Source organism: Bacillus sp. V2I10, assembly GCF_030817055.1.
Taxonomy (GTDB): domain Bacteria; phylum Bacillota; class Bacilli; order Bacillales; family Bacillaceae; genus Bacillus_P.
In genome coordinates this window covers 2,350,688-2,366,012 of sequence record NZ_JAUSYV010000001.1, presented here as the reverse complement: position 1 = coordinate 2,366,012, position 15,325 = coordinate 2,350,688, and the positions used below count along the sequence as shown (strand labels likewise).

4 protein-coding genes are annotated in these 15,325 nt (G+C 37.0%); all 4 read right to left on the bottom strand.

Features of this window, described 5'->3' with window-relative positions; genetic code table 11:
- From QFZ72_RS11970 to QFZ72_RS11955, 4 genes are read right to left on the bottom strand one after another with little or no spacing between them, the layout of a single operon-like run.
- Positions 1–4,482, bottom strand: a complete 4,482-nt coding sequence (locus tag QFZ72_RS11970) for an amino acid adenylation domain-containing protein (protein ID WP_307433511.1) — start codon at positions 4,480–4,482, stop codon at positions 1–3.
- A gap of 4 nt (positions 4,483–4,486) precedes the next feature.
- On the bottom strand, positions 4,487–8,734 hold the full coding sequence (locus tag QFZ72_RS11965) for a type I polyketide synthase (RefSeq protein ID WP_307433509.1): 4,248 nt from the start codon (positions 8,732–8,734) through the stop codon (positions 4,487–4,489).
- Positions 8,724–14,492: a non-ribosomal peptide synthetase gene (locus QFZ72_RS11960; RefSeq protein WP_307433506.1), complete on the bottom strand. Its 5,769-nt coding sequence runs from the start codon at positions 14,490–14,492 to the stop codon at positions 8,724–8,726. Before QFZ72_RS11960 ends, QFZ72_RS11965 begins: the two co-directional genes overlap by 11 nt.
- The gene (locus QFZ72_RS11955) at positions 14,473–15,201 is read right to left on the bottom strand and encodes a thioesterase II family protein (RefSeq protein WP_307433503.1); all 729 of its coding nucleotides are present in this window, start codon (positions 15,199–15,201) and stop codon (positions 14,473–14,475) included. Before QFZ72_RS11955 ends, QFZ72_RS11960 begins: the two co-directional genes overlap by 20 nt.
- Positions 15,202–15,325 lie beyond the last annotated feature (124 nt).

Sequence of the window (15,325 nt, the reverse complement as noted above, 5' to 3'; positions counted from 1 at the left end):
TCATAGGTTAAATATATTTTCCAGCTCTTCACTTGAGAGGTTTGCAGTTTCGAAATCAGATGGAGTAAATTCAGTATGATTCCTTTTGCAGCAATGTTGAATCAAATCTCTTAATTGACTCGTGTAAGCTCTAACAAACTCCGATATGGTTTCACGTTTAAATTTGTTTCGGCTATACGTGATTGATATATTTAACTTTTTATCCACTGTGTATGCAACGATATCCACCAAACAATCCATGACATTTGCATTACAGTTATCTCGGCCAGAGTATTCCTCTGCAAATTCAAATATTCCATTTGAAAATGAAGCATTAAAATCACCAAGATAGTTAAATCGGACGTATTTTTGATTGTCAAACCTTAATTCATCCGAAATGTATTTCAAAACTCCATGGCTCAAACCTTTACTGGGAATACTGCGCAATTGATCCTTTAATTGCTTGATCTGCTGCGATATATCTGTATTTTCTACCTTCATCAGAATCGGATATAAGCTCGTAAACCATCCAACAGTTCTTGATACATCTATTTCATCAGATAAGTCTTCACGCCCATGCCCTTCAACTTCAATGATCACTTCATTCTTTTTGATATAGTCAGACATCACCATTGACAGTGCTATAATCATCAATTCGTCAGCTTTTGTTCGATAGGCTTCATTTGCTTTTTGAAAAAGTTGTGCCGTTTCTTCTGCTGTTAATTTTTGATCCAATGTCTCGCAAAACTCCATGCGATCAGGTCCTAAGTCAAAGTCTAAAAATGTTTCCTCCCGAGATTGATAAACATGATTCCAATATCGTTTTTCCTTGTCGGGGATTTTTTCGCTTAATTTTTCCAATTCAATTCCCCAATCTTGCACCGAATTGTCTTTTGGCGGCAATAAAGCAATCTCCTTATTCTCCATCTGACTATATAATCTGTTCATATCTTCAAAGATAATACGCCAAGATATCCCGTCTACAGCCAAATGGTGTGCTGCCATCAAAAACCTTTTACCCTGATTCCCCAGATCGAATATACACGCTTTAAGCAGAATATCGTTTTCAATATTAAAGCTCGATTTTAACATTTCTCCAATTTTTGCAATATGATCGATCTGATCTTGCACCGAATAGCATGATAAATCAAAGAATTTCAATTCAAACTTATGATCGAGATGTTTCTCGTTATAATATAACTTCTCCGTTTGGATCATATAATTCAATCGGAAAGAGTCATGATGGCAAACCAATATTTGTAGAGCAAATTCAAGCATTTGCATGTTAATATCATCTTTCACCTTCAATAATACAGACTGCGTATAATGATGGATGTTATCTAAGTTTTGTGAAAAAAACCAAGAAGCAGATGGAAGTGACTGAATACTGCCAACGCATGGTTGATTACTCCCATGCCATTTTTTACCGGTTGTTTCTAAGTGTAAAGCCATGTCTTCAATTACAGGATTAGACAAAATATCTTTTGTTTTTATTTTTAGTCCTTTCTCACTTAGCCTGGAGGCTATCTGAATTGCTTTGATTGAATCTCCACCTAGATGATAGAAGTTGTCTCGCATACGCACTTTATCTACATGTAACACCTGACGGATGATACATACTAGATCTTCTTCTATTGCAGCTTCAGCTGCTTGGCGTTTCGCAATTACAGGTTTAGGTAAAGCATCCCTATCAACTTTTGCGTTAATTGTAAGTGGAATTTCTTTCAATGGAATAAAATGCGAAGGAATCATAAATGCCGGCAAAAATTTTTTTAAAAATCTGAATAATTCAGAATCTGTAACCTCTTTTTTCTCTATGTAATAAGCACAAAGATAATTTCCATCATGGTCTTCCCGATCGACCACTACTGCATCCCTGATACTCGGATGGTTTAATAAATTTCTTTCAATTTCGCCTAGTTCTATGCGAAAACCGCGGACTTTAATTTGATTATCCGCTCTTCCCAGGAATTCAATCTTGCTCTCATCGATAAACCTGGCTAAGTCACCTGATCTATACATCCGCTCTCCTGAAGAAAATGGATTCGGTATAAATCTATCACGTGTCAAATCTAGTTTGTTTAGATAACCCCTCGTAACGCCGTCTCCAGAAATATAGATTTCCCCAACAGCACCCATTGGAACATGACGGAGATCAGAGTCTAACAAGTATATCTTCGTATTTTGTGCAGGCATGCCAATTGGTACCGATGTTCCTATATCCTTTTCGATATCGAATTGATGAATCATACACCCGACAACTGTTTCTGTAGGTCCGTATTCATTGAATATTTTGATATCTTTACCGAAGCGATTCTGAATGCTTTTAGCAAGGCTTACCGTTAAATCTTCTCCTCCAACAATAAACTTTTTGATAGAACTTACCCCTGACTCCACATCTTGTAAGAGGGATAAATGGGATGGAGTTAATTTTATAATACTTACTTTGGCTTCCCTAAATATTTTATATAGAACATGTTCGTTTTCGTCAGCGGGATAAATGACAATCCGATTCCCGCTAATTAGCGGGGTAAATATAGACGTAACCGTGAGATCAAAAGCAAGTGAAGAATAGAAAGGAAACACTTCGTCTTGACTAGATCCCACATATACGTTCTTCGCCCAACAAGTATAGTTAACCAATCCTTGATGCTCGATCATCGTACCTTTAGGAGTTCCAGTTGAGCCCGATGTGTATATGATGTATGCGAGGTCAGAGGGGTCACTCAGAGCCTTAAGATTATATGACTTACCCATATATAGATTTGCTGAATGAAGCTGAACAACTTCCACTTTGTGTGGGGAAATGTTCCATCGATTTGAAGTGTCAAAGTTAGTCAGCAGCATAGAAATACCCGAATCTTCCAGCATATAATTGATTCGTTCAGATGGATAGTCAGGATCGAGAGGTAAGTATGCTGCTCCCGCTTTCACTACCCCTAGAATTCCAATGATTGTTTCCAGTGAGTGCTTGGTTGATATTCCGACAATTGTACCTTTTTTCACATTTTTCTTTAATAGATACCTCGCCAATTGATTCGATTTTTCATTTAATTCACGATAGGTAAGTTCCTCGTTTTCCAAGCTGAGAGCAACTTTGTCAGGGGTCCTTGCTACCTGCTCTTCAAATAGCTGGTAAATAGTCTTATCCTTGGGGTAATCCGTATCCGTTGCATTGAATTCGTATATTAATTTATTCCTTACCTTTTCTGATAAAAGTTCCAGTTCCCCAAGCTTTCTATCAGGAAATTGAAGCATTTGATCTGCTAAATGGGTGAAGTAAAGATACATTTGGTCTATTTGTTTTTCTTCATATTTTTGGATCTTATAGTCGATATCTAAATTGAATCCTCCTGATTTAGACCACTCTCGAATAATCAGCTGGAGCGAATAAATCTGATTCCTGTTGTAGAATTCTTCATTTTCTACTGGAATACCATCAAGTTCATTCGGAAGGTTTGTGTTGTAATAATTAATACATGTATCAAACAAATCACCATAGCCTTTTTTCTTCAATTCCAAATCTTGTACAAGTAAATCGTAAGGATATTTTTGATGGTAATAACAGCGAATTAATTCACGGTTAATATCCTTGATAAATTCTCGAACCGTCATTTCCACATCGACATAGTGTCGGAAGGGCATAGTACTCGTTAACATCCCTACGATATTTTTTTCTATTTTCCCGGATCGATTAAGTACTGGCATTCCAACAATCAAATCCTCCTGCTTCGTTAATTTTTGAAGGTAGATATAATACAAACCAACAAAAAAAGCATAGACAGAAACATTGTGGTCAGCAGCAAATTGTTTGATTCCATTAGATTGTCTATTCGGAAAACAATATGTCTTTCTATTCCCCTCTGCACATTCTAACTCCCTCTTCTGGATTGGAATTGGAAGTGTGTTGAATTTCTCATTCCAAAATTGTTTATTCTTCACAAATCGCTCAGATGCTAAGTATGTTTGTTCTTTTTTGAGACAGAGAGTATAAGAGTCTCTGTATTGATCGGTTATTTTTTCACCTTTCAAAAGCCTCATATACGTATCGAAAATCTGTTCCGTTAAAAGATTCATAGACCATCCATCAGAAATTATATGATGAACCTTAACAAAGTAACCGCCATCGTTGGTATCTCGCACTTTAAACATTGCAAAATCGAATAGGTCGCAATCATGAATAGAGAAAGGTTTCCCCGCCTCTTGTTGAACCCAGGCGTCCAAATCCTCCCGACAATTAAAAACAACATTAAGCACGTCTTTCTTATGGTATTTCTCCACATATTGGCGTACTTCCCCATTTGTTTCTATAAAACGATGTCTGATTCCGTCGTTATTTTTCACAAAACAATGAATTGCTTTCTCCAGGAAGATAAAATCCAGCTCCCCTTTTATCGTTACTACTCCACCAATATTATGCAATGGCTGATGAGGGTTGATTTTCTCCATATACCAAATTCTTTTTTGGGGATGAGTTAGCGAAAAATACTCTGGACGATTCATATAATCACCACTTTATTTTTTTTGATTTAGAGAAGAAGTTCACCTGCTGACCATACTCTATCATTTTTCTTACCAATTGATCATTTATATCATTCCATATAAAACCAGTTCTGCTTAGCAGCATATTTGTTTTATCAGCAGTGATATGGAAAACTGTTTGCTCAGCATCTTCAACTATTTCCAATTCTTCTCCTATGGTATGTAGCTGTAAGTTATAAATAGCTGATGCATGTCGATCGACTTGCTTTTCATCAAAGATAAAATCTATAAATTTGTCAATTGACGTTTCTTTCACATCAATATTCAATTCAGGAGTAGTTAGAAGATCCGATAAACTCATATGATTGGGATTAAAGATATGGTGAGTTTCATTCATTAATTCTTCTTTATCAAACAGTCTGATAATTGCTCGACTAACATCATCAACGCAAGAAAAATCTGTATCTCTTTCCATTTCTGGAACCAGACCAATTTCTATATATGATTTCATCATAGAATATAAAGCGTTCTGCTCTATGTTCTCTTGAAACCTGCCAGATTCAGAATCAAAAACGATATTTCCTACTCGAAAAATGTTTACGTTTACTCCTTTTTCCCTTGCCTCAATAACAATCTTTTCAGCTTCTAGCTTTGTTTTTGGGTAAGGATTTTCAATAATTTGTCCCAAATCATTATCGTATTCCGTATACAATATATCTTTTTTATTTTTCACTGTACCGGAAGCTACAGCCAATGTAGAAATATGGTTAACATCTTTCTTTACTCCCGTGAGTGAAAAATCGATTAAATTTCTCGTAGCCAATACGTTCGCTTCGAAGGATTTATCGTAGTTTCCATAATGACTAACATTACCAGCTGAATGGATAACACATTGGATCGTTTCACTAAGATATTGATAATTACTCATATCCAATCCCAAATCATTTCTTGCCAGGTCACCACTGTAAACAAAAATTCTTTGTTTAAACTTGTCATAAAAGTATGGATCAAAATAAGAACAAATTTTTTCTTTCATGCGATTTTCTGCTTCTATCTGATTCTTGCTTCTTACAATGAGGTGAACATTGCTATCTGATTTCGTTAATAAATCACGCAGCAAGTAAACTCCCAAATAACCTGTAGCTCCTGTTAATAGAATCTCTTTATAGTTCAGTTGATAAAAAAGATTTGCTTCCTCATATCTTCTGTTTTTGTCATCATATAAAAAGCGTGTTTCTTCAATGTCCCTAATTTTATCCTCAACTAGGCGGTGCCTTTCCCTCCTCGCAACAAGGTAACTTGTTAACACATGTTTATCGACCTTATTCTTCTCTCCCTTAAATGTAATATGCTGTGCTAGATCAGACGCACTGGGATATTCAAATAAATGATTAATAGAAATATCAAAATCCTTCTGTAATCTGGCGACAACATTGACTGCGGTAAGTGAGCTGCCTCCTATTTCAAAAAAATCAGCATGAGGACTTATATTTTTCAAACCAGTAACTTCCTTATATGATTCTATAATTTTTTGCTCTTTATCATCTTTATGGGCAAAAGGTTGCTTCGAATCTCCTACAAGTTCACTTTGAGGTAAGGACGCACTCTCTCGGCTTTTTAAATCCTTAGAAATACTAAAGAACTGCCGATCAAAAGGATATGTAGGTAAAGGAACCCGATGTCTTCTTTCTTGTGAATAGTATTTCGGCCAATCTATCTTTACACCATAAATGTACAGCTTACCAATATTTTGAAGCAAAAACTTATCATCGGAGACTCTTTCTTTGGAATGCCGTACAGTGTTTACAATCGCAAGTTCTGATTCTTCCTGCTCTTGTTGTCTAACCAATGCACTTAAAGCTCTTCCAGGTCCGACCTCGACAAAAATGTTTTCCGAACCTGTTACTAGATGCTTGATACCGTCAGAAAACCTAACTGTTTGTCGCAGATGATTTACCCAATAATCGGAGCTGGTTGCTTGGCTTGCGGTAATCCACTCTCCTGTGATGTTAGAAATAAATGGGATATTTGGATGATGAAGATCAATTTCTTTAATCTTCTCTTTATAAGCAGCTAAGATCGGATCCATCATGGATGAGTGAAAAGCATGAGAAGTTAACAGTTTAATATATTTAAAACCTTCACGATTCAATTTGGTCTCCAAAATGTTAATTTCTTCATCAGAACCCGAAACAACACATGATAATGGACCATTCACCGCGGCAAAGGATAAATCACGACTCATTAATGGTAAAATGTCATTTTGCGAAGCCTTTACGCTTACCATACTTCCCTTAGGTAATTGCTGCATTAAGATCCCACGACCATAAACCAACTTAAGTGCGTACTTTAGGGATAATACACCGGACAAGCAGGCAGCTACATATTCTCCTATACTGTGCCCGATCATCCCATCAGGACGAATACCCCATCCTATTAACATTTTTGCCAATGAGTATTCAAAAATAAATATTGCAGGTTGAGTATTGGCTGTCTGATTGATCGCGTCACTTGCTTTAGCTTCTGGATCCGAGGGATATAATAATTCCATCCAATTGACGCCACTAATTTCCTCTAAAATTTGACAGCAGCGATTAAGTTCTTCCCGAAATATCTTTTCTTCTCTGTACAAATCCAACCCCATATTTACATACTGTGCTCCTTGTCCAGGAAACATGAATATTATTTGCTTACTGGCGCCATCATAAATTTTGGTCTGAACTTTAACAGGGTTCATACTGAAAAGTTCACGCTTAGCTTCCTCTATATCAGAAACTACCAACATTCTGCGATGTTTTAAACTTTTTCTGCCGTTTAAAAGAGTATAGGCCACATCGGCCAAATTCACATTAGGGTCTTGATTCAAGTAATCTGCCAACTTTTTTGTCTGTTCCTCAAGTGACTTTTCCGTTTGTGCAGACAAGGAAAGTAATTGATATCTTCTTCCTCTATCTGAAGCCTCTATATCCGGTGCTTCCTCAAGAACTACATGGGCATTTGTGCCTCCCATACCAAACGAACTTATTCCAGCTCTTAAAGGAAACTCGGAGTTCTTCCATTCCGTCAATTTATTGTTTACGTAAAACGGGCTATTATCAAAGTCAATTTTCTCATTTGGTTTCTCGTAGTTAATATTTGGTGGAATCATTCGGTGTTTTAAAGAAACGACCGTTTTAATCAAACCTGCCACACCTGCGGCGTTATCGAGATGACCAATATTCGCTTTGACAGATCCGATGCCGCAAAACCCTTTTTTTCTTGTGTTAAACGCCAGTTTTAAAGCTTCAATCTCAATTGGATCGCCTAACATGGTTCCAGTACCATGGGCCTCTACGTAAGATATGCTTTCGGGTTCCACTTCTGCCATGAGATGGGCTGCCTTGATAACGTCAGCTTGTCCTTCTACACTGGGTGCGGTAAAGCTGACCTTATTTGAACCGTCATTATTTATTGCAGATCCTATCACGATAGCATGGATAAAATCTCCGTCAGCAACAGCATCTTCTAGACGTTTCAATACAACGATTCCAGCGCCATTACCGTTAACCGTTCCCTTAGCATTTGAATCAAAAGGTCTACAATGCCCATCTGGTGAAAGAATCATACCATCTTGATAGAAATGGCCTCTTTTCTCAGGTAATGTGAGGGAGACGCCACCAGCCAAAGCCATGTCACAATCACCACTTAAAAGAGCTTGACTTGCCAAGTGGACGGCAACCAAGGATGATGAACACGCAGTTTGAACGGTGTAGCTTGGGCCTTTCAAGTTCAATTGATGAGACAATCTTGTACTGAAAAATTGTGAACCATTCAACAATTCTGCTTCTTTTATAAAATCACGTGCTTGATGGTAAACCGTGTCAATCCAATACAAGTTTGTTGAGCTTCCAATATAAGTACCCACCAGTCCTTTAAAGGTATCGGAACAGTAGCCGCTGTTCTCCAACGCTTCCCAAGCACATTCGTGTAAAATTTTTAACTGTGGATCCATTACTTCTGCTTCCCGGGGAGAGTACTTAAACAAATGAGTATCAAACCATTCTGTGCCAGTGATGGACCCTCCAGCCTTAACGTAATTGGGACTCTGGATTGTTTCTTGGTCAATTCCTGCTTCCCGCAGCTCCTCATCTGAGAAAATGGATACCGATTCTTTGCCGTTTTTCAAATTTTCCCAGAACGCATTTATATTATTTCCCCCGGGAAATCTGCATGACATCCCGACAATAGCAATTTCCATACCGTTTCTAACCGATAGTTGCGGACTATGATTCATTCCAATCCCTCTTTCTTCGCCTTCTGTCCTTTAGCCTGTTTCTCGATTCCTCCATCACTTGTACTCGATCTAGATTCGTTTTCTCTGGTTCCGCATTAATCAATTTTAATTGTTGGGCCAAAGAATAAATGGTGGTGTGTCTGAATAACGCCACTACAGGTAAGTCGATGTTTAATTCTTCTTTCAACCGCTCATTTACTTGAACAATATTAAGGGAATTTCCACCAAGCTCGAAAAAATGATCATGGATACCTACTTTGTTCACACCAAGTACCTGTTTCCATATATCCGCTATAGTTATTTCTATATGTGTTCCAGGTGCCTTATAAGAGGGTCCTGACAACATATAGTCCTCGTCTTTTCTTTTTTGCAGCGCTCTAACGTCAATTTTGTCACTGTTCGTTAGGGGCATACTTTCCAACTTTACAAAATGTGATGGGATCATGTAATCTGGCAGCTTATTTTTCAAGTATTCTCTTAATTCTGCGGTTTTTACATCTTGAATTGTAATCAAATACGCACACAAGTAACTTTCATCACTCTGATTCTGTTTTGCAATGACAACTGCGTCCTTAACGGAGCTATGGTTTAAAATATGCTCTTTTATTTCATCCGGCTCTACTCGGACTCCTTTAATCTTTACCTGGTGGTCAATTCTTCCGATATACTCAATGTTCCCATTTGGAAGCCATCTAGTAAGATCCCCAGTTTTATACATTCTTTTACCTGGAACAAATGGATCGGAGACGAAACGTTCATTTGTCAAATCTGGTTTATTGATATATCCTCTACCTACGCCCGCACCAGCAATACATAACTCCCCAGTTGCACCTATGGGTACGGGACTATGATCTTGGTCTAAAATATACGCTCGATAGTTGTTTAAAGGTTTACCTATAGGCAAGCACGAACCTTCTTCATTTTCGTTGCAAATATAAAGTGTTGAAAAGATCGTTGTCTCGGTTGGACCATAAAGATTTATAATTTGATCGGCATTAACAGTACTTCGTAATTCATCGTAAAGATTCTTTGTGAAGACCTCACCTGCTACAAAGACGTAGCGAAGACGCTGATTTGTAGAGGTACTATTTATCAAAACCTTCAAATGGGCGGGTACAGCACCCAGCATATTGATTTTGTTTTGCTCAATAAAACTCCAAAGTTTACTCGGTTCAGCAACCAACTCTTCCTCAGGAATATACAATTTTCCTCCTGACAGGATCGGGAGAAAAATCTGCTGTACGGAAACATCGAAAGAAACTTTTGCAAGCAGCAAATGATGAAACTCTTGGTCAAACTGCAAGTTTTCGATCAACCCAACCAGCTGATTGACAAGATTTCTGTGCTCGATCATAACTCCTTTTGGATTCCCAGTTGTTCCGGACGTATAAATCACATATGCCAAGTCGTCGGTTTGATTTATGTTTTCAAGGGTGGAATCATCTTCTTTACAGATCGTTTCATCATCCAGTCCAACAACTTCCTGTTCAAAAGTAAACTTTCCCTTCAAATGATGCTGCGTCAGGATTAACTGACAATTACTGTCTTTCAATAGATATTCTATCCTGCTTATCGGAAAGCCGGGATCGATTGGCAAAAATGCGCCTCCTGCCTTTAACACCCCGAGAACTCCTATGACCATTTCCAAGGAAGGCTCAGCAATAATTCCGACGATGTTATTTCTTTGCACTCCTTTTGTTCTAAAAATGCGGGCCAGTTGATTGGCTTTCGAATCAAGCTCAGAGTAAGATAGTGTAATCTCCTTACATACGACAGCAGTTTCCGATATTGTCTCTTTCACTTGATTCTCAAATATCTCATGCACCGTCATTTGATGATATGAGAATTCTGCATCCGTATTGTTGAATCCTGAGAGAATGGTTTGCTTTTCTAGTTCGGACATTATCTGAATATCCTGCAACGGCATATTCACAGTTTGGGTAACTTCATCAAGCAAACGCATAAAATGGTCGGCCATTCTTTGTATTGTTTCTTTCATAAATACATTCGTACGAAACTTGAAATTAAAATCAATGCTATTGTTCGTTTCTATTGCATGAATGAACATATCAAATTGAGTCATGCTGCTTTCTATCGGTAATTTATGGAAGGATAATTTTCCAGTATCCTTGAAGAAATTCTCATTGCTGTCTAGCGAAAACATAATGTCAAACATCGGATTTCTACCAAGATTTCGCTGAACGCCTAATTGATCTATCAACACTTCAAATGGATATTCTTCATGATCTAGAGCTTTCAGTGTAGTATTCTTCACTTCATTCAAAAACTTCCGAAATGTTTTTTCACGACATGGAAAGTTTCTCATTACCACAGTATTAACAAACATGCCGATAACACCTTCCAAACCAGGACGGGATCTGCCTGCAGTCGGTGAACCAATTGTAATATCTTCTTGACCGGTATATTTGAAAAACAACACATTTAAAGCAGAAAGTAACACCATATATAGGGTTGTCCCATTCTCAGCTGCTACTCTTCTTAAGCGTGATGTCAAATCGTGTCTTGCAGTAACTAATACATGATCCCCATCATAATTTTGCAGCGGAAGGCGCGGGTAATCTGTATTTAACTCTAGTATGGGAATACCGTCTTTAAACAGGTCTAACCAATACTCCTCTTTGCTCTTAAAATCATCAGTCTGAAAAAATTCCTCCTGCCATACTGCGTAATCTCTATACTGTATCTTAGCCTTGGGCAAGACTTTATCTGAATAGTAATCAGAAAATTCCTCCATAATAATATCCATGGATATACCATCAAAAACGATATGATGAGCATCAGTCAACAGCAAATGCTTATTTTCTCCGATTTTCATAACCGTTACTCTAAAAAGAGGAGGTTTTTCCAGATTAAAAGGCTTGACTAAACTCTTTACAAATTCCATTAGTCTATCTTTAGGGGCTTCCACAAAATCTACAATAACATCTAATCTAGGATGAACAGACTGTACCAGCTGACCATCGACAAAAGAAAATGATGTGCGCAAAGATTCATGACGATCAACGAGGTTCTGGAAAACTATCACCAACTTATCAGGATTAAGATTACCTTCTATAATTATTGAAGATGGCAAATTATAGGCCACTGAGTCTCGATTAAGCTGCCACATGATAAATAATCTTTTCTGCTGTGATGAGACGGGATAGTATTCTCTTTCTTTCACTGGTAAAACGGCTGAGCTCTTATGTTGTTGCATCTTAGTAATTTGACTGACAACTTCTTTTATGGTTGGTTGTTTAAACATTTCGCTTAATTGCAGATTTGTTTCAAATACTTGGTTTATCTTCAGTATAATTGAAGCAGCCTTTAACGAATGGCCGCCTAATTCAAAGAAGTTATCATAAACTCCTATTCTTTCAATTTTAAGAACTTCTTCCCAGATACCCGCGATAATTCTTTCCAGTTCACCTTCAGGTGCGATATAACTTGAGCTTGACGCGTTATCCATTTCAGGCACTGGCAGTGCTTTTCGATCAATTTTTCCATTTTGATTGAGAGGCATTTTATTCAGTTGAGTGAAATAAGCTGGGACCATGAAATCTGGCACCCTTTTAATTAAGAAATTTCTTAATTCCGCATTCGCTATATCCCCCTTGGCAACAAAATAAGCACTTAACTCTTTTGTACCAAGAGTATCTTCCATCGCAACAACAACTGCTTCCTCCACATCATGATGTTTCAAAAGGCAAGTCTCAATTTCACCTACTTCTACCCGAAAGCCTCTTATCTTTGTAAGATTGTCTTTTCTTCCAATAAATTCAATATTCCCATCAGGCATCCACCTCGCCATATCCCCAGTTTTATAAACTTTTTTCCCGGGAATATGCGGAAACTCCACAAACTTTTCTTTAGTTAAAACTGGTGCATTGTAGTAACCCTGTGACAATCCGATTCCAGCAATACATAATTCTCCTGTTACACCAATAGGCAGGAGGTCCATTTCTTGATTAACAATGTATAGTTCCACATTATTGAGTGGCTTTCCGATAGGAATTGTCTTCTGTTGTTTTAATTCTTGATTGCTGACTCGGTAGAAGGAGGCAATATCCGTGCACTCAGTAGGTCCATAAGTATTTACTATTTCACTATTGAAGTTAGATGACTCCGCCAATGGTTTCAACTTTTTACAATTAATAGATTCACCGCCTAAGAAGACATGCTTCAGTGATGTTAACCTGCTGTAATTCGATTCTTCATTATAATCAACCAATGGATAAAAACCACTTGGTGTACAATTTATAGTTGTAATTTTATAAAGGTCAATATAATCTGACATTTTATTATAATCGTACATACCCGGCTCAAAGAGGTGTAATCGTCCTCCTCTTATTAATGGAGCAAATAAATTCTTATGCGCAGTGTCGAAACTTATTGGGGCAATTAATAATAAATTGCTGGCTTCATTTATATCAAATTCATTAGTATACCAGTAGAGCAGGTTTACAAATGAATTTCTTTTTACCATAACCCCTTTAGGCTCACCAGTACTTCCCGAGGTGTAAAGAACATACATTAAACTTTCAGATGAGATTTCCAACTCTGGATTTTTTTCCATTGCTACTGGTGTACCCTTGCCTAAAGTTGTATCGATATCAATAAATAGAGTAGTCTGATTAATATACTCATGGTGATCATGACTGCATTTCAAAATTATATCTACGTTGGAATTTCCTATAATCTTTTTTATACGTTCATTTGGATAGTTTGGATCAATGGGTAAATAAGCTGCTCCTGCCTTTAAAATTCCTAATATACCGATTGGAAGCTCGAGCGATCTATCCAACATACTTCCTACTACACAATTTTCTTTAATCCCCAGCTTAACCAATTCATTTGCTATATGATTCGCTTTTATATTTAATTCCTGATAAGTTAACTTTTGACCTTGATAAACGACAGCTGTCTCATGAGGAGTTTTTGACACTTGTCGTTCAAACAATTCAACAACCGACTTGTCTCTAGGAAAATCTGTAGTAGTGTTGTTAAACTCATTTAAAATTTGATTCTTATCTTTGGATAAAATATCGATTTCAGAAAGGCGTATATTAGGGTTGTCCACCACTGCTCTAAAGAAATGAGTCAGTTGATCGGTAATTTTTCCGATCAATTCTTCTATCGTTTCTTTATAAGTTATAAAGCATTCAATCGTGCTTCCATGCCAGGTGAAATTGAAGACCGTGTCGGCATAGGAATAGTAATTTGAACTGTTGGGTTGAATATTTTCAAGCTGGACAACTGTAAGGGGGTTCAGTCTATTAGAGGTTGCAGAATCAAAACCTAATAATTTTACTAATTTATCATGTGATACTTTCTGGTTTTTATTGGCATCTGAAATGTTTTGCTGCACTTTAAATAGAAGCTCTTTAAATGACATTCCGCTATGTATGTCACTTCGTATGATCAGTTGATGATCTTGATAAGCTGCCCCAGACTTTGATTTTATTACTGGGGTTCCGATTGAGACATCTCCATTACCCGTATATATCGAAAGTAAGTATTTTACCCCGCTCATCAGAATGATGAATAACCCATATTCAGATTGATCGCTCATTTTGAGGATTTCACGGGATATTTCACCTGGTAATTTATATGTAAATAACTTACGTTTACGATCTTCTAAATCAACTTTATTATTATAATTAGTAAAGCTACTCATGCTTAAATTCGCGGATAGTTGACTCAACCAAAATTTTTCTTCATCAGTTAACAAATCTTTATTATAAGTATGATGGATCATAAAAACCGCCTCTCCCAACCAATGTCAAATTGATCAGATCTATGATATCAATATAATTTTCATTAATAAAAAAGTGTCCTCCTGGATAGCCACGGACTTGACTATCTTTTGAAGTAAAGTCAGTCCATTTTTTCATATCTTCCTCAGTAACGTCATCCTGCTTACCGTACATGGCAGTAATACTAGTGTTTAATTTGTACCCTTCTTTACTAAATTCATATTCTTCTATCAATTTAAAGTCAGACCTTAAAATCGGTAAAAATATATCCATTAACTCCTGATTATTAAGAATCTCTTTTGGAGTACCATTTAGTTTAAATATTTTTTCTTTGAATTCTTTTTCAGGTAAATTATGAACTTTCTTGTCTCTTATATAGTTGGGAGGTTTTATGCCAGACAGAAAAATATGAACAGGTGAATGAAAGCCTTCGCTCACCATTTTTTTACAAAGTTCATAGGCGATAAGTCCTCCCATGCTATGTCCAAAAAAGGAATATTTACTTTTGTTTATATACGGATTTATGTTTTCGAATATATCATTTGTGATATCCTTCATATCATGATAGCAACATTCTTGAAATCTACTTCCTCTCCCTGCATAGTGAATAGGATGCAGCTCAATGCTAGGATGTAAATAATTGCGCCAATTATTATATATTGACCCAGATCCTCCAGCGTAGGGAAAACAAAAAAGAACCAAATTACTCATTCATTATCCCCTTCCCGAATAAATTGATTTGAATACTAAACTAAAAGGCTTAATAGAGATTAATAAGTTACCCGACACCTCCCAAGGTTTTGTTAAACTTGCCCCCTACTTATATTTATAGAGT

Excerpts from the sequence above, each read along its gene's own strand:
- QFZ72_RS11970 (WP_307433511.1), bottom strand. The coding sequence starts at position 4,482 with ATGAATCGTCCAGAGTATTTTTCGCTAACTCATCCCCAAAAAAGAATT.
- QFZ72_RS11965 (WP_307433509.1), bottom strand. The coding sequence starts at position 8,734 with ATGAATCATAGTCCGCAACTATCGGTTAGAAACGGTATGGAAATTGCT.
- QFZ72_RS11960 (WP_307433506.1), bottom strand. The coding sequence starts at position 14,492 with ATGATCCATCATACTTATAATAAAGATTTGTTAACTGATGAAGAAAAA.
- QFZ72_RS11955 (WP_307433503.1), bottom strand. The coding sequence starts at position 15,201 with ATGAGTAATTTGGTTCTTTTTTGTTTTCCCTACGCTGGAGGATCTGGG.